We start from the raw sequence: 22,691 nt of genomic DNA on the forward strand, positions 1-22,691 counted from the left end.
TCTCCCTCATTGCCCGTCTGTTACTGCGTTACTGATTGTTCGGCATTGAGGGTCAGACGTGCAACCTGGTTAGTTCTGATAAAACGGCTCAAATCCACCGGTTTGCCCTGGTACTGAATCTGCACTGCCGACGGCGCGCCGATTTTGAGACGGTACGGCGCCTCACCGGTCAGATTCAGATTAGTATCTTTACGTTGCAGACCGCTGAACAATTTCTTACCGGTCGCGTCAGTCACTTCAAGCCAGCAATCGGCGGTGAAATTCATCACCAGCGCGTTGCCGTTCGCGGCAGACGCCGTAGAGGCCTGGCCGACCGGCAACTGACTTTGCGCGGCGTTCTGTTGCTGCGCGGCGGTATCGGTGCTCGCTTGGCTCGGCGGCACAACCACCGGCTGCTGGCTCGCCGTCGTCGGCGAAGGCATCGGCGTCGGCTGCGGCGTGTTCGCGGCCGTGGCCTGCGCATCGCCAGAAGGCAGATCCGCCGGCGGCGTCGCTTGCTCCTGCGACGCGTCAGCGGGGGTATCAGTATTCAATGGAACGGATTGCGGGCTGCTGGCGGCGTTCTGGCTCAGCTCTGCGCTGGACTGATCCGCCATAGTGCTTATCTCTTCCTGCTGCGCTTTGTGGTTTTGCCACCACCAGGCGCCCGTCAGGCCGACGACCACAAAAAGCACAAGCCAGGTGAAGCTCATCAGCCAGCCGTCGCGTTTTTTACGGCTTTTGCCGAGCGCGTAGGTTTGCATTGGCGCGACCTGTGCGGTTCTCACCGGCGCCTGTTTGGCAAGCATCGGCAGCAGTTCTTCTTCCGGCACATGCACCAGACGGGCATAAGAGCGGATATAGCCGCGCAGGAATGTCGAGGCCAGGTCGGCAGGCGCGTTATCTTCTTCGATGTCACGGACCGTCGACACCTTCAGGCATAAACGTTCCGCCACAACCTGTTGGCTGAGTCCCAGTTGTTCACGGGCAAGGCGCAGACGCTCACCCGTGGTGTGTGGTGCATTTTCTTCGTGAGTGGCTTCAGTATTCATTAGCTACAACTGCTGGTACTGTTTTCATTAGGAACTGGCACCGGCAGGAATAAGACAACGTTTCGCTGCCCTGTCTGCCCATACCGCGAAATCATTCTCATCGGACACACGCCTGTGCGTCATCCGTTACCCGTTCCCGTATTTTAACGCCTCAGACGGCGCAATGCCGCAGGCGATAATCAGAAACGTTAGTTAACCATAGCCAGCTTTTTATCCGGTGTCTGTTAAGTGGCGCCAGATAAGCCAGAAAGCCCCAGCTAACATGTTGTTGCGACGCTACATACTGCCTCAAAGCGCAGAGAAACGCACCGTAATTATTCACCACGTGCGCTTCTTTACGCAGCGATCGCTGCGCCTGCGCCGGAACGGGTCACGCGCCAGCCTGCTCGCGTGACCTTACAGGCTTTTTACTGCCTGTCAGACTGCCTTAACGGCGATCGGTTCACCTTGCATACGCTTGCGCATAGTGCGTTTGGTGCGGTCGATAACGTCGCCCGCCAGCTGTCCGCAGGCCGCGTCGATATCGTCGCCGCGCGTTTTACGCACGATGGTGGTGAAACCGTAACTCATCAGCACCTTAGAGAAGCGATCGATACGGCTGTTGGAGCTGCGGCCATACGGCGCGCCCGGGAAGGGGTTCCACGGGATCAGGTTGATCTTGCACGGCGTATCTTTCAGCAGTTCCGCCAGCTGGTGCGCATGCTCGGTGCCGTCGTTCACGTGATCCAGCATCACGTACTCGATGGTCACACGGCCCTGGTTGGCGTTGGATTTGCCGATATAACGGCGCACGGCAGCGAGGAACGTCTCGATGTTGTACTTTTTATTGATAGGCACAATTTCATCGCGAATTTCATCGTTCGGGGCGTGCAGCGAAATCGCCAGCGCCACGTCAATCATATCGCCAAGCTTGTCCAGCGCCGGCACGACACCCGACGTAGAGAGCGTCACGCGACGTTTGGAAAGCCCAAAGCCGAAATCGTCGAGCATGATTTCCATCGCCGGCACCACGTTGGTCAGGTTCAGCAGCGGTTCGCCCATCCCCATCATCACCACGTTGGTGATAGGACGCTGGCCGGTCACTTTCGCCGCGCCGATAATCTTCGCCGCGCGCCACACCTGGCCGATAATTTCCGACACGCGCAGGTTGCGGTTAAAGCCCTGCTGTGCGGTTGAGCAGAATTTGCACTCCAGCGCGCAGCCCACCTGCGACGAGACGCACAGCGTGGCGCGATCGTCTTCCGGGATATAAACGGTTTCAACGCGCTGATCGCCGACCGCGATAGCCCATTTGATGGTGCCGTCAGAAGAGCGCTGCTCTTCGACCACTTCCGGCGCACGGATTTCCGCCACTTCCTTCAACTTGCCGCGCAGCACTTTGTTGATGTCGGTCATCTCATCGAAATCGTCGCTGCAATAGTGATACATCCATTTCATCACCTGATCGGCGCGAAACGGCTTTTCACCCAGCGTTTTAAAGAACTCGCGCATTTCCTGGCGGTTCAGATCGAGGAGGTTAATTTTTTCAGACTTAATAGCAGGCGCTGCTGAATCAGTCTCAGGCGTGACAATGTGTTCAGACATATTCGATCCTGGCCTCGTTGTTACACGTTACGGCCTCTGGAGGGTTGATAAAAAAGAAGACGCCCCGGTAAGAGCAGGCTCATCCGGGGCGCAGCATTGTACAAATTCTATGGCAGTGACGCCACGGCTTAAAGCGACATCATGGAAATAAAATGTAAATGTCGCTTAGCCGTTTCGCTCAATTAGCGAGTGCGCGGGCAGATTTCGCCTTCGCCGAAGAAATAGGCGATTTCGCGGTTCGCAGACTCAACGGAATCGGAACCGTGGGTGCCGTTTTCGGTGAAGCTGTCCGCGTAGTCAGCGCGCAGGGTGCCTGCCAGCGCGTTAGCCGGGTTGGTCGCACCCAGCAGATCGCGGTGACGCTGTACCGCGTTTTCGCTTTCCAGAACGGAAACCACGATCGGGCCAGAGGTCATGAATTCCACCAGGCCGTCGAAGAACGGTTTGCCTTCGTGCTCAGCGTAGAAGCCACGCGCCTGCTCAACGGACAGGTGCAGCATTTTGGTGCCGATGATTTTGAAGCCAGCGGATTCAAAACGGGCGAAAATGCTGCCGATAACGTTTTTAGCGACCGCGTTCGGCTTGATGATGGAAAAAGTACGCTCAATTGCCATGATTACCTCTGTAAGTTGTTCTGTTTGCCCGACAGGCGAGTTTAGAATTGGCGCCGATTATAATGAGCAACGCTATCCTTGCCTACGGTTAGGGATAACATTTTTTTAAAATAATATTACCTTTGGCAACACTTAATGTCGAAAGCGCGCTTTTTGCGCTTTTTGTTTACTCCACGCGGAACTGCGCGGCGGCGACCTGCCCGGCCTCATCCATCAGCAATACCTGATAATCGCCGCTGTCGGTGAAGGTCAGCGTCACGCTGTCGCCCTCTTTTTCCAGCGGTTCGCCGTTCAGGAACCACCAGTGACGACCGCCGCCGCCCTGACTGCGCAGCGGCAGAGAAAGCGACGCTTGCCCCGGCAGCCGCTTCAGAACGGCGCCGTCGCGCACGCCGGTCAGCAGCAGCGGCACCAGATCCTGCTGATGCACCGGCGGACACTGTGCGGAGACCGGCGGCAGACGCGCGGCCCGTCGCTCGCCCGGCGGCAGCCACGGCTCCAGCGGCAGCGGCCAGAGCAGCAACCGGCTCTCAGAGACGTGCGGGCAATCCGCCGCCACCCGCTCGCCCTTTTCGTTCAGCCACAGCGGGAACTGAATGCCGCGGCTCCCCTCCTGACCTTCGGCAAGCAGCGTCGGCGGCTCGCTGTTATCCAGCAGCCACGTCGATAACCGGCGGCGGCAGTTGGTGTCGCCTGGCGGCAGATGCTGCCCGCCCGGCCAGCAGATAGTGCCAGCGGAAACCGACGCCGGACGCGGATCCACCGGCTCGCGCGCCTGTTGCACCGCCGAGGCAGCACCCGCCTGCAACAGATTATTCACCTGGTTAAGCACCGGTACGGCGCTGGCGAAGCCAAACTGTCCGGCGACCGGCGTCGCATCCGGTCGCCCTGTCCAGACGCCAATCAGATAGCGCGACGAGACGCCCACGGCCCAGGCATCGCGATAGCCGTAGCTGGTGCCCGTTTTCCAGGCCAGCGGCACCACCTGCGGCAGCGAGCCGTCCGGCAGCGGTTGCGCCTCGTTCGCCAGGATACGGCGAATAATCCATGCCGCGCCCGGCGACATCAGCGGCCGCTCCACCAGGCGATCGCCCTTCACCACGCGAAGTTGCGCCGCCTGACCGTGGCGGGCGAACGCGCTGTACGCCGCCACAATCTCATCAAGACGAGCACCCGCGCCGCCCAGAATCACCGCCAGGCTCGGCTGCGCCGTCGGCGGGAAGCGCAGCGCCAGCCCAACGTTACGCAACCGGGCCGTAAAGCGCTTCGGCCCGTAGGCTTCCAGCACCTGAACGGCGGGCAGATTGAGCGAACGCACCAGCGCCTCGCTCATGCTGACCGGGCCGTTAAAGCCGCTGTCAAAGTTGCCGGGACGATAGTCGCCGAAACGGCGCGGCACATCCTGCAACAGCGACGCCGGATGGATCAGCCCTTCATCGAGCGCCAGCCCGTACACGAACGGCTTCAGCACCGAGCCCGGCGAGCGGATGGCCGTCACCATATCGACATGCCCGAAGCGCGCGTCGTCGTTGATATCCGCCGAACCGACCCAGCCGCGTACTTCCATCGTAGTATGGTCGACCACGAGGATCGCAAGCGAGGTACGCGCCGGGAGACGCCCCTTCCAGTTCTGCGCGAGATCTTCCAGCTGACGCTGTAACCCGGCGTCGAGCGTGGTGGTGATTTTGGTTTCACGCCGCTGGGTGACCAGGCGGCGCGAGAGCAATGGCGCAAGCTGCGGCATCTGGCGTGGCGCAAGCCACACGGGCTCCTCCAGCGACTCGCGCACCTGTTTCTCGCTCCAGACACCTTGCGTCGCCATACGGCGCAGGACTTTATCGCGGGCCGCCTGGGCGCGATCCGGCCAGCGGTCCGGGCGCAGACGGCTCGGCGCCTGCGGCAGCACCGCCAGCAACGCGGCGTCGGAATAGCTCAACCTGGAAGGCGGCTTGCCGAGATAGACCCAACTGGCCGCGCCTATCCCCTGCAACGTGCCGCCAAACGGCGCGCGATTCAGGTAGAGCGTGAGAATGTCCGCTTTCGAGAGATGCCATTCGAGCTGCATTGCGCGCCACACCTGGCGCAGCTTGCCGCCGAAGGTGCGCGGATGCGGGTCCAGCAGGCGCGCGACCTGCATGGTCAGCGTGCTGCCGCCGGAGACGACCGAGCCGGAGCGGAGATCCTGCCAGGCCGCGCGGGCGATGGCGAGCGGGTTGATACCGGGGTGGCGCCAGAACCAGCGGTCTTCATAGTTCAGCAGCGCCTCAAGATAGCGCGGCGACACATCCTCAATGGTGACGGGATAACGCCAGATGCCGTTTTTATCCGCGAAGCGCCACAGCGGCGTGCCGTCCTGCGCCACGACCACGCGTGCGGGCTGCACTTCATACAGCGGCAGCGGCCAGAGTTTATCGGCAAGCCATAGCGCGGCACACAATAAAAGCGGCGCCGCCGCCAGAATCATCCAGCGGCGGCGCCTTTTCAACAGGCTTTTAATCACAACTCACCTGTCAGGGGTAGATAGTCAGCGCAGGGATAGTCGCACCGGTCGCGCGCCATTGCGGCACGTACATCGACTCCACCTGCGGCGCAGGCACTTTATAGGTGCCCGGCGTCACCGCACGCGCCATATAAACCAGCGTAGCGTACGCGCCTTCGTTCACCGGCAGCGCGGCGACAAAGCGGTCATCGCGGAATTCCATATGCTGAATATCCATCTGCTGCATGCGGCTGATAAGCTCGCCTGCCTCGCCACCGGCGCTGCTCAGGCTGGCGCTGGCGTTAGCGAGATTCTGGTTTTCCAGTTCAAGCCCGGCAGGGAGAAGATCCACCACCAGCGCGTCCGGCACCGTTTTATCCGCCCAGATGTTCAGCCAGACCAGCACCAGTTCACCGCTCTTCAGGCTGGAGAGCGACACCGACTCGCCTTTGCTGTTGAGGTAGTGGCGCTCGATATGCAGCACGTTGCCGGAAGGCTGCGGCGCGGCGTCCGGGTACCCCTGGCTGTCAAGACGGATCCAGAGCGGCGTCTGGGCCGTGTTGGTCACCTGCAGCGCGCTAAGCGTATCGGCGTTCAGCGCCACGCTCTGCGCTTTATCGCCGCTCATGAACTGCCCAGCAAGGGTGGTTTGCGCCTGCCAGTTACCCGGCTGGTTTACCAGGTTGCGGCCCGCCAGGAACAGCGCGTTGCTTTCCTGCGTAGAAAGCCAGCGCTGGCCATACGCCTCATCAGAGAGCGCGGAGAGCAGCGTGCTCTGCTGGTCGGCCTGCAGGTTATATTCCTGCAACAGGCTCAGCTTCAGCGCGTCGTCACGCAGGTCGCTGCCGTAGTCGCCAAGCCAGCCGAGATTGCGTGGACGCTCGGTTTTCACGCCCAGATCCAGCGCGGCTGTGCTGCGTGGCGCATCGCCCATCAGCTTCAGCGCGACGCCAAGCTGCACCAGCGGCAGACCGCCGCCCGCTTGCGCGCGATGCTCCCAGGCGTCACGCAGCGCGCCGAGCGGCGCTTTCTGCTGACGCGCCAGCACCAGTCCGGCATACGCTTGTACCGCAAAGCGCGAGGCCGCGTTATTTTCGCTGTAGCGCAGCGCGATGGTGCCTGGATCCTGGAGGTAACGCAGCAGGCGCGCATTGGCTTTATTCAGCGCATCCGCAGGCACGCTGTAGCCCTGCTCGCCCGCGCGCACCAGGAAATCGGTCACGTACGCTGTTGCCCAGTACTCTTCCGGGCTTTCTTTATCCCACAGACCAAAACCGCCTTCTTCACGCTGCATCTCCAGCAGGCGGGCAATGCCGATATCCACCGCCGCGCGGCGCTGCTCGTCGGTATCGCCTTTAATGCCGAGCGCTTTCAGCTGCGCGGCGCTGGTATACAGCGACGGGAACAGGCCGCTGGTGGTCTGCTCAAGGCAGCCGTAAGGATAGGCGCGCAGCTCTTCGATATAACGCGCGATATTCAGCGGCGGACGGCCGCTCAGCAGCAACCGGCCCTCAAGCGTCGAGGCGTTCAGCCCTTGCAGGTGCGACGCTGGAACAGTCCAGATTTCGCCCGCGCGCAGCATCGCTCCGCTGTTAATAGTTTGCGCCGGGTACGCCGGACGCACGCCGATTTTCCACTCGCGCTTGAGCGGCGCGAAGCGCTCGCCCGGCAGCGACAGGCCCGTGATTTGCGCCTGTATCGTTCCGTCGCCGAAGCCGTCGCTGGCGGCCACCGGCACGAACAGCGTGGTACGACCGCCCGCTTTCAGGCTGACCTGCTCGGTGGTCTGCGTATCCATACGCACCAGCCCGCTGGCGCTGAAGTTAACGTTAAGCTGCTGCGGCTGTTCGGTCAGGTTGGTGATGTCCAGCGCCAGGCGCGAGGTGTCGCCGCCCGCGAGGAAGCGCGGCGTGCTCATCTCGGCAATCACGGGCGCGGCAACGATTACTTTGCCTTCGCCGCTGCCGAAGCGGTCGTCGCTCCAGGCCTGCGCCATCACGCGCAGTTCGCCGTTAAAGTCACCGACCGGCAGCGTGATCGTGCCTTCGCCCTGCTCGTTCAGCTGCACCGGTACCGCCTGCTCGGCAATGATGGTGACATGGTTAACCGGCGGCTTGCCGCCGCGGTTCAGCTCGTCGCCGTCGCCGCCGAAGCGCAGCGCCGCCAGACGACCCTGGCCTTCAATCACCTGACCGTAGATATCGTAAATATCCGCGCCGTAGCGTTTCTTGCCAAAGAAGCCGCGCCAAGGATCGGGCGTGACGTAGTCGGTAATGTTCAGCACGCCGCTGTCCACCGCCGAAACCAGTACGTTGATCTGCTTCGGCAGCTCGCCGTTTTTCACGCTGGCTTTCACTTTCACCGACAGCGTGCTGTCCGGGCGCATTTTTGCAGGCGTGTCCAGCGTCAGGTTCAGGCGACGGTTTTCATCGCCCATCGGCAGATGCAGCAGGCCGACCGCGCGTTTTTGCGTCGCAGAACGGGATTTGTCACCAGGGCGCACCACCAGCGTGCTGAGGTAGAGATCGTGACGTTTCCAGGCTTTATCGACCGGAATCTCCAGATCGAGCCCTTTCTCCGGCACGTCTATCTCCTGCCACCACAGCGGGCCTTCAGAAGATTCCACCATCGCATAGCCTTTGCCTGCGGCTGGCGCGGCAATGTGCAGCTTGATGGTGTCGCCCGGCTGGTAGAACGGTTTGTCGATTTTCAGCGTGACGCGATCGGGGCGCGGCGCGCTGGCACCGTCGCTGTTGTCCTGCCAGCTGTAACCGGCCCAGAAGCGCATGCTGCTGACCAGTTCGTCAGGCGATACCACTTCGAGGCGATAAGAGCCCCACTCCACCGGGAAGCTGACTTTGCCCGTTTCGCCCGCCGCCAGATCGATAGTCTGCTCGGCTTCGACCAGATCTTTTTGATCGAACTGCGACAGCCAGCCTTCCGAATCTGACCAGTTCCAGTAGTAGTCGCGGCGCTCGCGCACCAGGCGCACTTTCAGCCCCTTCACGGCCACTTTTTCGCCCTGCGCGTTGGCATAGACGATATCGAAACCGGCGTTGCCGTTTTCATCCACCATCGGCTGGTTAACGGTATCGTCGGTGCGATAGTCATAGACCGCTTTTTCGCCAAACTGCGGACGAATGCCCACAAGCGTATCGGCAGGCCAGATGGCCTGCTCGGCGCGGCGGGTGACCGGACGACCGCCCGATTCCAGCAGGCTCGCCTGCACAATAAAGCGCAGCGGAGAACGCACGTCCTGCCACTGGCTTTCGGTAGAGATCTGAGCCACACCCGCGTCGTCGAGATTCAGCTGCACTTCATCCAGGCTGCGGGAAAGATTTTCCTCGGCGATGTTGCCGAACTGGAAGCCCGGCAGCTGCGGCACCGCGTCACGCAGCGGACGCAGATAAAGCTGGCCCTGCAGGCTGTTGCCTGCCGCAGGCGCGCCGTAGAGGTAGTGCCCTTCAATACCGATATTCACGGTATCGGCAGGCGCCAGCGGCGCTTTCTGCACGTTCAGGTTGAGCGCCATGCGCTCCGGCATAAAGTCTTCAACGTGGAACAGCCAGTTGCGGTTCTGGTTGTCGCCGGTGTTGGCGCGAATGACCCACTGGCCGGTCGCTGCCTGGTCATCCAGCGTCCAGGTGAGCTGATAAAGCCCGTTATTCGGCTCCACCACCTGGGTACGCGCCACCTGGCCGTCCGGGCGAACCACTTCGAATTTCACCGGCTGCGCCGAAAGCGGTTTTCCGTCGCTGTCGCGCAGCAGACCGTTAACAATCACCGTTTCGCCAGGGCGATAGAGATCGCGCGGGCCGAACATAAAGAATTGCTTGCTGTAGCCGCGCTCGCCGCCGGTATCAAACTCCGCCAGATCGAGCGCCGGGAGATTGAGATCGAGCATAGTCGTCTGCTCGCCCATACGGGCCAGCACCAGCGCCGCCTCTTTCGGCGTATCAAGACGCGCATGCCCCGTGCTGTCGCTGGTCGCTTCCGCCAGCGTCTGCCCTTTGTCGTTCAGGAGACGCACTTCCACGCCGCTTTGCGCCGCGCCGTTCTCGAGGCTCTGGGTGAAGATATCCATGCGATCATGGTAGCGATGCAGCGAGAGACCGACGTCGCTCAGGGTAAAGAGCGTCGCGGCGTTGCTGTAGTTGTAATGCCCCGCCTGGTTCATCACCGCCAGATAGACGCCCGGCTGTTGCAACGGTTTGATGTCGCTTAACGGCAGCAGCAGTTTTTCGCGCGTGTTGCGCGCCGGGTTGAGGTCAAAGCGACCGGTATAGACCAGATCCGCCATTTTCAGCAGTTGGTCAGATTCCCAGTTGCTGAGCGAGTTGCGGTACTCCCACTGGCTGACCATCGCCGCCAGCGATTCCGGCTTCACGCGGTAGAAGTTAACGTCGACGCTTGAGATATTGAGCGCCATCACCGGCAGCCCCTGCACGACTTTGGTCGGCAGCAGCGAGCCGCGGCTCGCGAAACCGACGCTCGGCGCGATATCGCGCGTGGTCAGGGTTTTCTCGTAAGCCATGCCGAACGTCACTTTATTGAGCGCCAGCAGTTCGCGATCGACGCTCAGCACCAGTTCACGGTTAGGCTCAAGGTGGCGCAGACGCAGCTCTTTTAAGTTCGGAGCAAGCTCCCAGGCGCCGTCTACCTTGCCGTCTTTTTTATCGACAAGATGCACAACGCGGCCAAAATCCTGGTTGGGATCGAGCGGGACGGAGAAGGTCAGCACCATCGTGCTGGCGCCGTCGAGCTGGACCTCGGAGGCATCAAGCAGCTTAAGGGGCTTGCCAGCGCTTTGCTGCGCCAGTTTTTGCAGGTCCGCCGCCTGTGGCTTAGCCGCAGGCGCGGCGCTGCTTTGAGCCGCAGGCGCGGATGAATCGGCGGAAGCACTTTCCTTGTCGTCGCACCCGCCGAGAGTGAAAGACGCCAGTAATGCTGTCGCAATGACAGCCAGACGCAATTGTTTCATAGTTTTCCCTGGCCATCGCGGCCGTCGGTTCCGGTAACGGCGGCTATTATGCTTAAAAGTGATGACAACAAAAACCACCAAAAATAAATAGCGCATAATGCTTTGCAAATTCTCTGCAACGACCTGCAAAACGCTGTCCATGCCCGCCCTTCCCCCTCAGATGTTACCGCGATCACAGCGCGTAACGTTACATGTTACCTTTTGAGTTATTTGTTTTTAAAACAATCAGATAACTGGATTAGCAACGCGCCGGATTGCTACCTTTGAGCGGTACCCCTGCGCATCAGGTGATTTCGCCAGACGACGTTTAAACAGACGATAACGATGTTTAGCCAGACGATAACAAGAGAGAGCTAAATGAAATACGCCGTGAACGCCCTACAACATTTTGGAAAGTCCCTTTACGGACCCGTATTAATATTGCCGATCGTCGGCCTGTTTATCGCGTTCGGCAACGTGCTGGGGAATGGCAGTCTTGCTGACTATCTGCCGTTTCTCGGTCATCCAGCGCTGCAACATACCGGGCAGCTCATCGCTAAATCGGCGGTGTCGGTGCTCGCGAACCTGGCGCTGGTGTTCGCCGTCGGTATTCCCATCGGCCTTGCGGCGCGCGACAAAGGCTACGCGGCGCTGATTGGCCTGGTGACGTTTATCGTTTTTATCAACGCGATGAGCGTGACGCTACAGTTGCAGGGCGAACTCGCGCCTGCCGACCAGATGCGCGCGGCCGGGCAAAGCATGGTGCTCGGCGTGCAGGTGCTGGAAATGGGCGTGTTCGCGGGCATCCTTACCGGCGCGCTCTCCGGCTGGCTTTATAACCGCTATTCTGGCGTGCAGTTTTCCGGCGCGATGGCGATTTACTCCGGCCACTGTTTCGTCGCCATCATTATGCTGCCGGTGTCGATGGTGCTGGGCGTCGTGATGAGCGAGCTGTGGCCCTTCGCCCAGCACGGCATCAGCGCGATGGCGCTGGCTATCAAAGGCGCGGGCCCGTTTGGCGTGGCGGTGTATGGCTTCCTTGAGCGCATTCTGGTGCCGACCGGCCTGCATCACCTGGTCTATACGCCGTTTCTTTATACCGAGCTTGGCGGCACGCAGGAGGTATGCGGCACCGTCTATCAGGGCGCGCGCAATATTTACTTTGCCGAGATGGCCTGCCCTTCCGTCACGCAATTAAGTTCTACAGCCGTGTGGGACGCCCGCGGCATCAGCAAAATGTTCGGCCTGCCCGCCGCCGCGCTCGCGATGTACATGACGGCGAAGCCGGAGCGGAAAGCCGCCGCCAAAGCCATTCTCATCCCGGCCGCGCTGACGTCGCTGCTGGTCGGCGTCACCGAACCTATCGAATTTTCATTCCTGTTTATCGCGCCGCTGCTGTTCGTGGTGCACGCCGTACTGACCGGCATCGGCATGATGCTCTTTTATCTGCTGGACGTTCACGCCATCGGCGCTAACGGCATTATCGATTTCATTCTTTATAACCTGCCGCTAGGCACCGAAAAATCGAACTGGCCGATGTACCTGCTGGTGGGGCTCATCATGGCGGCGCTCTATTTCACCGTGTTTCGCTTCCTTATCCTGCGCTTCAACATGAAAACGCCGGGGCGCGAAGATGATGACCAGGAGACGCGGCTTTACAGCAAGCAGGAGTACCAGGCGAAAGGCGCTAACGACGGCCTTGGCGAAGCGATTATCGAAGGTCTGGGTGGCCGGACCAATATCGAAGTGGTGGATAACTGTTACACCCGTCTGCGCGTCACGGTGCGCGACATCGCCGCTATCGATGAACCCCGCCTGAAAGCCACGGGCGCGAAAGGGGTGATTAAACAGGGTAATAACGTTCAGGTGGTCTACGGACTACATGTGAAAAAAATGCGTGAAGCAGTCGAAATGTTTCTCTGACAGGAGCTGATGATGTTGAAACCTCCCTTTATTTTATCTATCGCCGGCGGCGGCAGCACCTATACGCCAGGCATTGTGAAAAGCCTGATGGTGCGCTTAAGCGATTTCCCGCTCGCCGAAATTCGTCTTTACGATATCGACAGCGCGCGCCAGGCGACGATCGCGCCGGTGGTGGAGAAAGTGATCCGCGACCATAGCCAGACCATCAAATTCACCACCACCAGCGACCCGGAAGTGGCGTTCAGCGGCGCGCATTTTGTCTTCGCCCAGATGCGCGTCGGTCAGTACAAAATGCGCGAGCAGGATGAAAAAATTCCGCTGCGCCACGGTGTGGTGGGCCAGGAAACCTGCGGCCCCGGCGGGCTGGCTTATGGCCTGCGCACCATTCTGCCGATGGTCGAACTTATCGATATGGTCGAGCGTTACGCCGATGAAAAAGCCTGGATTGTGAATTACTCCAACCCGGCGGCGATTGTGGCCGAAGGCGTGCGTCGTCTGCGCCCGACCGCGCGCGTACTCAATATCTGCGATATGCCGGTGGCGGCGATGCGTAATATGGGCGCTATCCTGGGTGTGGATCGCCATAAGCTGGAGGTAGATTACTTTGGGCTGAACCACTTCGGTTGGTTTACCCGCGTGCTGGTGGATGGCGAGGATCAACTCCCGGCGCTGCGCCGTCATATCGCGAAGTTCGGCCTGCTGACGGAAGACGCGGCGCAGACTGATCCGCAGCATTCCGATCCTTCTTGGGTGAAAACCTGGCGCAACATTAAGCCAATCATGGATAACTTCCCGGATTATCTGCCGAACCCTTATTTGCAGTATTACCTGATGCCGAACGCTATCGTGGAGCACCAGGATCCGAACTACACGCGCGCCAACGAAGTGATGGACGGGCGTGAGAAAAAGCTGTTCGCGGCAGCGGAAGAATATAAACGTACCGGTATACTCCCGGATGCCTTCCACGTAGGCGTACACGGCGCGTTTATTGTGGATGTCGCCTGCTCGCTGGCGTTCGATTTACGACAGCGTCATCTGGTGATCGTCGAGAACAAAGGCGCTATCGCCAACCTGCCGTACGACGCGATGGTTGAAGTGCCCGCTTACATCACCGCCGCAGGCCCGGAGCCGGTGCGCATGGGCGCAGTGCCGCTCTTCCACCAGACGCTGCTGATGCAACAGCTTGCCTCCGAACAGCTGCTGGTTGAGGCGACGCTTGAAGGAAGTTACGAAAAAGCGCTGCAGGCGTTTACACTTAACCGTACGGTACCCACGATGCAGCACGCCAAAGCGATCCTCGATGACATGATCGAGGCGAACCGCGACTACTGGCCGGCGCTGCAAAAAGCCTGGGTGAACGGAGAAGCAGCGTCATAACCGGAGCCCGCTCGCGGCATCAATAATGATGGCTTGTGGTGAGGTGAAAAAGCGCTGACAATCCGTTTCTCAGCGATGACACGGAGAACGCCATGTCCACCTCTTTTTTTGTCGCGAGCCACTGGCTTGCAGAGCATATCGACGACCCGGAAATTCAGATCCTCGACGCCCGCATGGCCCCTGCCGGACAGGAACATTTGCGCGATATGGCGCAAGAGTACCGGGCGGGCCATCTGCCCGGCGCGCTTTTTTTTGACATCGAAGCGCTGTCCGATCACGCCTCTCCCCTGCCCCATATGATGCCGCGCCCGGAGACCTTCGCGGTCGCCATGCGCGAGCTTGGGGTCAATGATGATAAACACCTGATTATTTACGACGAAGGCAATCTCTTCTCGGCGCCGCGCGCCTGGTGGATGCTGCGCGCGTTCGGCGTGCAGAACGTCTCGATTCTGGCAGGCGGCCTCGCCGAATGGCAGCGCGACGGTTTTCCCTTACAGGAAGGCGCGGTCGAGGCGCCGGAAGGCGAATTCGAGGCGAAACTCGACGAACTGCAGATTAAGCGCCTGACCGACGTGCTGCTGGCGAGCCATGAGAAAACCGCGCAGATTGTCGATGCCCGCCCGGCGGCGCGCTTTAACGCCGAAGCCGACGAGCCGCGCCCCGGCCTCAGACGCGGCCATATGCCCGGCGCGCTGAACGTGCCGTGGACCGAACTGGTGGTTAAAGGCCAGCTGAAAACGACTGACGAACTGCACGCGATTTTCGCACGCCAGGGCGTGAATCTGCATCGCCCGATTATCACCAGCTGCGGCTCAGGCGTGACGGCGGCGGTCGTCACCCTCGCCCTCGCCACGCTTGGTGCGAGCGACGTGACGCTCTATGACGGCTCGTGGAGCGAATGGGGCGGCCGTCAGGATCTGCCTGTCGAGCCCGCGTAAGCAATGGACAGCCGCCTCGCGCCGCTATTAACCCGCGGGGAATCGCTCACCCGCGCCGAATATCGCGTGCTTTCCCACCTGACGACGCATCCGCTACGGGTGGGAAATATCACGGTACGCGAGCTGGCGCAGGAGACGTTTGTTTCCACCGCCACCATTATGCGGCTGTGCCATAAGCTTGGCTTCAGCGGCTACAGCGAGCTTATCTGGCATTGTAAGCAACTGCTTACTGACACGCCGCATATTGCCATTGAGGCGCAGGCCGAGCCGGACTCGCTGCCTGTGCTGTTTGAGCGCTTTATCGATAACTATCAGCAGAGCTTTCGCTGGGTAACGCCTGAAAAGATCGCCGCCTTCAGCCAGTTGTTGCGCGAAAAAGAGCGGTTCTTTCTCTATGGTGCCGGGTTTTCGTATCTGTTTGCCGAGTACCTGACTAAAAAATTACAGGTGCTGGGTAAGACGGCGTTTATCTCCGGCCCCGGCGACAGCCGTAATATTTTCCTCAGCAACGCGGCGCGTTATGAAGTGTTTATCGCGGTCTCACGCAGCGGCGAAACGGAGCAGGTGCTCGATAAAGCGCGCATCGCCCGCAATGTCGGCATGGAGGTGGTGGCGTTTACCCGCGCGTCGCCTAATCCGCTGGCGGCGCTGTCCGGGCTGCATTTTGCGCTCTATGACGAAGCTATCCATTACGCCGCTGAGGCGGCGGGGATCACCTCGTTTGAATCCAACCTGGTGATGCTTATCGATCTGCTGCTGTTGCAGGCGCTGGAATAAAAAAACCACTTCCGAAGAAGTGGTTCTGCGTTGAACATCCACCGCGCGGCACACAGGCCGCGCTTTTTACGCGTCAGAAACGCGCCAGCGCGTCGCGCGCATGGATGGCGTTAAGGTTACGCACCAGCAGCTCCACCAGCATCTCAGCGGAGTACGTTTTACGGCCATCCCCTTCGCGCAGCCCGCCGATAAACACAAACGCCAGCTTACGCTTGCTGCGCTTCACGCGGGTGTAGTTTTTCCAGCGACCACCGACCGCGCGCGGCGGTTCAAACCCTTCGCGGTAAAACAGCGTCACGGTGGTGGTGTGGTTGGCGGTTTGCACCGAGAAATCCTCAATGGCGCTAAGCGGAATGCCTGCGGTGAACTGACGGCACTGCAGCGCGTCCGGCGTCATTGTCAGGAACGGAATGTCACGCTTCTGCCACTGCTGCCAGAGCACGAAGCAGGTCAGCAAGCCCAGGAGGCCCGTGCCCAGCCCGGTGGCAATCATTTTGACACCGTCAGCACCCGCCATAGTAAACGGATTAACGACCACCAGCAGGGCAAACGTGGCGATAAACAGCACCACCGCCAGAATACCGCCGACGAAAAAGACTTTTTTGCCGGAATAAAGGGTGACGGCCTCGCCAGACTGCTGCACCACTTCTTCCAGCTCGCGGCGGAACTCTTCGCGGTGCTCCGCCACTTTCCCGGCAAGTTCGCCAGTCATCTTACCGGTAAGCGCTTCAGGCTGTGCGAACCACAGACGCAGGTTTTCCCACGCATCCTGCGGTGCCGGGCGCGTGGCGTGGCCGATCAGCGTATCGTCGATAGCGCAGCCGAGCGCTTCAATACGCGAGCGTGACGGCGGGTGGCTGTCGGTCGGGTGCGCGGCTTTATGCTCAAGGTAACGCTGAATATCGCCAAAGCCCTCTTCGCCAATGCGGGCTGCCAGCGCGGCCACGAGATCGTCAAAGCCCGGTTTGCCGTTGAAGAAATCTTCCAGCGTGTTGTCCAGCGGCTCGCTGATGGCGGAAATACGCAGCAGCGACGAGGCCAGCGCCTGCGCCGAGCTGGCGCGCGCGCCCATTTCGTCAGCGGCGTGTTCGCGAATACGGCTCCAGTGGCTCACCGTTTCATGCAGTTGCTCGATAAAATAGACGCCCATATAGAGCGACGGATACAGCACCACGTGATCGATAAACGGCGCGTTTTGCTGGCTCTCCGCCATCGTGTGGATACTGTTGGTAATGCCCGCGTAAAGCGGCGCGAAGCGCAGGCTGTACTGGGTATCCTGACCTGCAAAGTGACCCAGCTCATGGCCTATCACCGCGCTGGTTTCGTCTTTATCGAGCATCGCCGCCCAGGTGAGCGGGAAGTACAGCGTCTGGCCGGTCAGCAGCGGACCGTCTTCAAGCTGCACATTGTTGGCGGTGACGTAAAAGCCTTCCAGCATCCCGACTACGATATTATCCGGCACCATCGCCCCGGTTTTCTGCGCGAGCGACTCCACCAGGCTCCAGAGCGCAGGCGCCTGCTCGCGCGTCAGGTTATGGCCCACAACGTGGTTCGGCTCCGGCTGGAACAGCGCGAAGCAGCGACGGATGCTGCCGAGGCTTTTATAGAGCACCCACAAAATACCGAACAGCACCAGCAGCGCCAGGAACATCACCTTGATGCCGCCCGCGTTCATTTTGAAGTGGGTGGCGAACCAGAGCGTCTCATACCCGACGACCGCGAACAGCGCCAGCCCACAGCAGACGATTTGCGTCACCATCAGCCACGGCAGCAGCTTGCGGCATCTGTCAAACGCCTGCACCAGCGCGTCCTGCGACTGTTTCGCTATCGTCACGCTACGACGACACAGCGCGATAGCGCCCGCGTTGATAGCGATACAGAGCAGCGCAAGGCCGATGGCGAATGACGTCATCCCGCCCTGGGCGCGCGCCAGCATGATCTGCCCGGCGTATTCGTTCTGCACGCTCCGCTCGCTCTCAATCACTTCAGCGGCCGGAACGCGATAGTTTTTCCCGTCGCTCTCGAATTCAATGATCGCTTTCGGGTCCTTTTTCATCGCGTCGCTCGCGACCTGAATCAGGTGGTTTGAGCTGTCGACGCTCTCCAGAATGTCGCTAACGCGCCAGTGCTGCCAGACGGCATAGCAGGCCACCAGCAGCGGCACCAGAAAAAGATAAGCGAGATGCTTCCTGTTCATCGTTACGTCGTTTCCTTGTTCATCCATAGACTGCGGGGGCCTTCCCCCGCGGTGAAACGCGCCTGTTCACCGACAGGCGCCTTAACCACAGCCCTCTGACGGGGCCGGTGGGTTATTGCATCGTATGGAGTTCCGCCTGGGCGGCGGGCGCATGGAAATACATTTCCACCAGCTCCATCAGTTGTTCTTGCGAAACCGGTTTATTGTCGGCATCACGCAGTTTGCCGCTCACATCCAGCAGCATCTGGCGCGCTTTTTTATCCACATGGCGATACGCCCGAAAGCGCGAGCCAGCCAACGGCGGAGGCTGGTAGCCTTCTTTGTATTCAAGTTCTATCAGCATATCGTTTTTCGTGAGGAAGAACTGATAGCCGGTCAGCGCGGAAAGCGGCACCGGTTCGGTGAGCTCGCTGAAAATCAGGCTTTGCGGCGTCAGGATCATGATGGGCTCTTTGCTGGCGCGCCAGTAACGCAGCACGCTGCGAACGCCAAGCCAGCAGAAATAGACAAACACCAGCGTGAGGATAAGCGCAGTAAACTCACGCTTGCCGGGCGGGTAATCCCACTCACGACCGGTATGAAAGGCCACTATCAGCGAGACAAACGTGACGATAGTCAGAATTCCGCCGCGCGAAATACGGCTGCGGCTGTAGATCGCTTTTTCGCCTGAAGCGGCCTGCACCACGGTATTGAGCTCTTCGCGCCAGACATTGCGCTGTTCGGCGACTTCACCTACGAGGTGCGCGGTAAGCGCGCGCGCCAGCCCGTCGACATCGGCAAACAGCGTCTGCAGGTGCGCGTAACTTTGCATCGTGACCGGGCGTGAAGCCTGGATCGCCGACAGCTCGACGGAGCAGCCCAGCGCCTCGATACGCGAACGGGACGACGGGTGGGAGTCATAAGGGTGCGAAATCTCTTGTTCGAGATAATCGCGCGGGTCTGGCAGCGGGCGACCGCTGAGATGGGCCAGCAGCGACGTCACAACGTTATCGGTCTGGACTTTCGCCTGGTAAACCTCGCTCAGATACTCATCCACCGGGCCACTCAGCGCAACAATACGCAACAGCGCCGAGGCGAGTGCCTGCGGCGAGCTCGCTTTTGCGCCCGCTTCATCGGCGGCGTGTTCACGCTGCTGACGCCAGTACATCACCATGCCGTGGAATTGCTCGAGAAAATAATGCGCACTGTATAACGCGGTGCGAAGCTCCAGCACGCTCGCGAAAGGCTTTTTCCCCTCCTGGGGTTCCAGCGCCTCAAGGCTGCGGCTAAACCCGGCGTAAAGCGGTAAAAAGCGGCGACTAAATTCCGTATCTTTTCCACTGAAGTGCCCAAGCTCATGCCCCACCACGGCCGTTATTTCTTCCGGACTCAGCAGTGCCGCCCAGGTGAGCGGGAAATAAAGCGTCTGGCCAGTTACCATCTCGCCGTTATCAAGCTGCACCGGGCTTGCGGTAACGTAGAAATTTTCCGTAAGCCCCACCACGATGTTATCTGGCGCGTCAGCGCCCTTTGACAGCGCGTCCACCGCCTGCCAGAGCGCGGGGGCCTCAGTGCGGCTGACACGCAGCCCGAGCACCGGCTTCGCCACCGGGCGGAACAGGCCGTAGCATTTCACGACCGTCACCAGCACGCGCCCGAAAAACCACAGCAAAGCGGCTGCCATGATGAAAAGAAATAAAAAGACTTTACCTGCCTTGAGACTGAGCTCGAAGTGTATCGCAGCCCAGATCATTTCATAAAACAGCAGGCTTAGCTGATAGGTCGGGCCTATCAGCAACTGCGCGCCCATAAAAAGGGGTAGCAAAAAGCGAGACAGGTAAAACGCGTTTAACAGCGCCCGCTGCGAACGCTTGCCTTGCAGCACGCAGAAACGGCACAGCGCCACCACGCCCGCATTAATCAGTAAACTGAGGGCCGTGAACCACATACTCCAGTGTGCCAGAAAGCGCTCAATGTCAGCCGCGCTAATCCAGTCTCTGTTTTCATCCAGATAACGCCTGGCTGCCTCCTGTGCCTCGGCGGCAGGCAGGTCAACCTCCTGCCCATCGCGACGATACGTGAGGGTCGCCTGCGGCGACTGGCTGGCGGTCTCAATAATCTGCGTTTCATACGCAGCGCGCTCAACCACCGTGTTAACGCGCCCGTTTTGCCAGGCGGCATAAAAGAACAGAATAAGCGGTATTAAAAAGAGGTAAGTGACGCTCTTTTTATTCATGATGTGGCCCCGGGTCGATAAAACAGGAACGGCGCCCGCCCACATTCAGGCAGCGTAACAGCAAAGAAACGTAACGGGGGACGCAGAAGGCGGCAAGCTTAGCAAAGCGCGTGCGCGGGCGGGCCTACCAGATTTTGACTTGCTACAGAAAACAACGGGTTAACGAGGAAGAAAAACGCGGCGTGGTGCGCCGCGTGGGAAGGTCTGACGTTAAATAATGCGGTTTTGTTTGAAGTCGCGCAGGAAGCTGCCCCAGCGGCGCTCATAGAACGGCGTCAGGTGCGCCATCATAAAGTGGCTGATGCCCTTCTCGCCTTCCACGACCTGGCAGATATCGACAGGTTCATCGCCCGGCAGCGTATCGGTCGCCACGCTGCCGGCGGCGTTGATAATCGGCTCAATATCGCCCTCCGCCTCAATGCCAATAAGATAGTTCGCAGGCTCGTCGGCCCGCTCTTTCAGGAGGCACAGCCAGGCGCGCTTGACCGTTTTCATCTCTTTAAACAGCAGGGTCAGAGATTCAATCATCTGCGCGGGCGGTTCAGCCGCTTCGGACAGCAGCAGCGAAGCGCCGCCTTCCAGCACTTCCTGCTGGCTGAGCGCCGAGCCTTCCGGGCTGATGAGATGGCGAATTTCATTGGGCGTGAACTCTTTGCCGGTCGGCAGTTTGGCGTTGAGGAACAGCGTTTCGCCGAGCGTCATTTCAAAGAGCGTTCGCACCGGCATGGCCACGAATGCCTGTTCGCCCTCGACCGCCTGCTCAAGAGCGGCCGGTGAGCTGAAGAACGGAATCACCGACGTGCCGTCATCTTTTTCCCAGTGCTGAAGATCTACCGCGCTCTCGGCCACGACCGCTTCGCCGTCTGCGGCTTCGCCCGGCACCCATACCGTTGATTCCAGCAGCGTGCGGAAAAAGGCCGGGCGGAACGCCGGCTCCGCCGCCGCTTTTTCAAGCAGGGTTTCGAGTTCGTTTTTTTCTGCGTTGTTTTCGTTTTTCGTTTCGGACATAGCGTTTGTATTTGTCAGTAATGAGTAAGAGAAACGTCTCTTACTCCGGCCCTCTCCTGCCGGAGAGGGGGAAACCTGCGGCATCGCGTTAATGGTGATGTAAGGCGGATAAAGGCGGTGCAATCGCCGCTTACATTATTATCGCGTTGGTGGGTGCGCTTCGCTTATCCACCCTACAGGGATAAGACGTTGTTTGTATGCACCCGCCGTTAACGCCATCAACCGCCCTTCACGCGGCGAAGATTATTCGCCGGTCAACAGGTTCGCCAGGGTACGCACGCCGATACCGGTCGCGCCCGCCGCCCACTGCTCGACGGCTGCTTTGCGGTAGGTCGCGGAGCAGTCGATATGCAGCCAGCCCTGCTGATAATTTTCCACAAAGTGCGACAGGAAACCTGCCGCGGTGCTGGCGCCCGCCGGGTACGCGCCGCCTGCGGTGTTGTTCAGTTCGGCAAAGTTAGACGGCAGCTGGTTGCGGTGAAACTCCGCCAGCGGCAGACGCCAGAAGGCTTCGTTTTCCGCCTGCGCGCTTTGCAGCAGACGGTTCGCGAGCGCGTCGTCAAAGCTGAACAGCGCATGGTAATCGTTGCCGAGCGCGGTTTTGGCCGCGCCGGTCAGCGTCGCGGCGTCGATAATCAGCTCAGGCTTCTGGGCGCTGGCGTCAATCAGCCCGTCCGCCAGCACCAGGCGGCCCTCGGCGTCAGTGTTCATCACTTCAACGGTCTTGCCGTTGCGATAGCGAATGATATCGCCGAGGCGGAACGCGTTGCCGCTTATCATGTTATCCGCGCAGCAGAGAATGAGCTTCACGCGCTTGTTCAGGCCGCGGGTAATGGCAAAGGCGAGCGAGCCGGTCACCAGCGCCGCGCCGCCCATGTCGGATTTCATCGAATCCATAAACGCGGTCTGTTTAATGCTGTAGCCGCCGGAATCGAACGTAATGCCTTTACCGACCAGGCAGGCGTAAACCGGCGCGTTAGCGTCGCCCGTCGGGTTGAAGTCGAGCGCCAGCAGCACCGGCGGGCGTTCTGAGCCTCGGCCTACGGTGTGCAGCCCGAGGTAGTTCTGCTCGCGCAGATCTTCGCCCTTGGTGATGCGGTAGCTCACGCGCTCGCCGCCGACGTCCGCCAGCAGATCCACCGCGCGCTGCGCGAGGTGCTCCGGCCCCATCTCTTCCGCCGGGGCGTTAATCACATCGCGCACCCAGTCGATGACTTTCAGGCGGCTGTTGAGCTCTTTCTGCTGCGCGTCGTCAAGCGGTGCCCAGGTGACGGTGCGTTTGCCTTTCGGGCCGCGATAGCCCATCCAGAACGCCCAGCTTTTCTCGACATCCCAGCCGTCGCCCGCGAGTTCAACGTGTTTGAGCCCCTGGCCGTCAATTTTACGCCCGGCGCGCTGGATAAGATGCAAATCGTCTTTGCCCGTCAGATGCAGCACGATACCGTCCTGCGTAAAACTGTAGAACGCTTTTTCACCCCAGCGAGCGTCGGCAGGCTCGTGGGAAAGGGTAATCTTCATGGCTTCGGTCATTTTATTTTCCTTATATCGCCTTATACGCAACGAAAACGGGCCGCCTTCTGGCAGCCCG

13 protein-coding genes are annotated in these 22,691 nt (G+C 60.1%); 4 read left to right on the plus strand and 9 right to left on the minus strand.

The window, feature by feature from the left end; genetic code table 11:
- Positions 1–20: 20 nt before the first annotated feature.
- The 5 genes from rodZ to AFK67_RS15140 form a co-directional block, all read right to left on the minus strand.
- Complete coding sequence (gene rodZ / locus AFK67_RS15120; RefSeq protein ID WP_038883076.1) at positions 21–1,031, minus strand: cytoskeleton protein RodZ; 1,011 nt, start codon at positions 1,029–1,031, stop codon at positions 21–23.
- A 417-nt stretch (positions 1,032–1,448) separates the two neighbouring features.
- Positions 1,449–2,615 (minus strand): dual-specificity RNA methyltransferase RlmN, encoded by a 1,167-nt coding sequence (locus tag AFK67_RS15125; RefSeq protein WP_007712753.1) that lies wholly within the window; start codon positions 2,613–2,615, stop codon positions 1,449–1,451.
- Between the two features lie 182 nt (positions 2,616–2,797).
- On the minus strand, positions 2,798–3,229 hold the full coding sequence (ndk, locus tag AFK67_RS15130; protein ID WP_007712751.1) for a nucleoside-diphosphate kinase: 432 nt from the start codon (positions 3,227–3,229) through the stop codon (positions 2,798–2,800).
- A gap of 166 nt (positions 3,230–3,395) precedes the next feature.
- Positions 3,396–5,726: a peptidoglycan glycosyltransferase PbpC gene (gene pbpC, locus AFK67_RS15135; RefSeq protein WP_038883161.1), complete on the minus strand. Its 2,331-nt coding sequence runs from the start codon at positions 5,724–5,726 to the stop codon at positions 3,396–3,398.
- Positions 5,727–5,739: 13 nt separating this feature from the next.
- The gene (locus tag AFK67_RS15140; protein ID WP_032966480.1) at positions 5,740–10,689 is read right to left on the minus strand and encodes an alpha-2-macroglobulin family protein; all 4,950 of its coding nucleotides are present in this window, start codon (positions 10,687–10,689) and stop codon (positions 5,740–5,742) included.
- Positions 10,690–11,046: 357 nt separating this feature from the next.
- Between AFK67_RS15140 and AFK67_RS15145 the strand changes: the two genes are divergently transcribed.
- From AFK67_RS15145 to AFK67_RS15160, 4 genes are all read left to right on the plus strand, one after another.
- Entirely contained in the window at positions 11,047–12,591 is a 1,545-nt protein-coding gene (locus AFK67_RS15145) for a PTS transporter subunit EIIC (protein ID WP_032966478.1), read from the plus strand.
- Between the two features lie 12 nt (positions 12,592–12,603).
- Positions 12,604–13,968, plus strand: coding sequence for a 6-phospho-alpha-glucosidase (locus tag AFK67_RS15150; protein WP_007712741.1), 1,365 nt, complete (start codon positions 12,604–12,606; stop codon positions 13,966–13,968).
- A gap of 92 nt (positions 13,969–14,060) precedes the next feature.
- On the plus strand, positions 14,061–14,906 hold the full coding sequence (sseA, locus tag AFK67_RS15155) for a 3-mercaptopyruvate sulfurtransferase (RefSeq protein WP_007712734.1): 846 nt from the start codon (positions 14,061–14,063) through the stop codon (positions 14,904–14,906).
- A gap of 3 nt (positions 14,907–14,909) precedes the next feature.
- Complete coding sequence (locus AFK67_RS15160) at positions 14,910–15,683, plus strand: MurR/RpiR family transcriptional regulator (protein ID WP_007712731.1); 774 nt, start codon at positions 14,910–14,912, stop codon at positions 15,681–15,683.
- Between the two features lie 73 nt (positions 15,684–15,756).
- Here the strand turns inward: AFK67_RS15160 and AFK67_RS15165 are convergent, their stop codons facing one another.
- From AFK67_RS15165 to pepB, 4 genes are all read right to left on the minus strand, one after another.
- Positions 15,757–17,880 (minus strand): M48 family metallopeptidase, encoded by a 2,124-nt coding sequence (locus AFK67_RS15165; protein WP_007712725.1) that lies wholly within the window; start codon positions 17,878–17,880, stop codon positions 15,757–15,759.
- A 112-nt stretch (positions 17,881–17,992) separates the two neighbouring features.
- Positions 17,993–20,095 carry a M48 family metallopeptidase gene (locus AFK67_RS15170; RefSeq protein WP_032966476.1) on the minus strand — a complete coding sequence of 701 codons (2,103 nt, stop codon included), beginning with the start codon at positions 20,093–20,095 and terminating at the stop codon, positions 17,993–17,995.
- Between the two features lie 210 nt (positions 20,096–20,305).
- Positions 20,306–21,103, minus strand: a complete 798-nt coding sequence (gene sseB, locus AFK67_RS15175) for an enhanced serine sensitivity protein SseB (RefSeq protein ID WP_032966474.1) — start codon at positions 21,101–21,103, stop codon at positions 20,306–20,308.
- 243 nt (positions 21,104–21,346) lie between these two features.
- Complete coding sequence (pepB, locus tag AFK67_RS15180) at positions 21,347–22,633, minus strand: aminopeptidase PepB (protein WP_007712717.1); 1,287 nt, start codon at positions 22,631–22,633, stop codon at positions 21,347–21,349.
- Positions 22,634–22,691: the final 58 nt, after the last annotated feature.

Origin of the sequence: Cronobacter dublinensis subsp. dublinensis LMG 23823 (genome assembly GCF_001277235.1) — a bacterium.
Classification (GTDB): Bacteria; Pseudomonadota; Gammaproteobacteria; order Enterobacterales; family Enterobacteriaceae; genus Cronobacter; species Cronobacter dublinensis.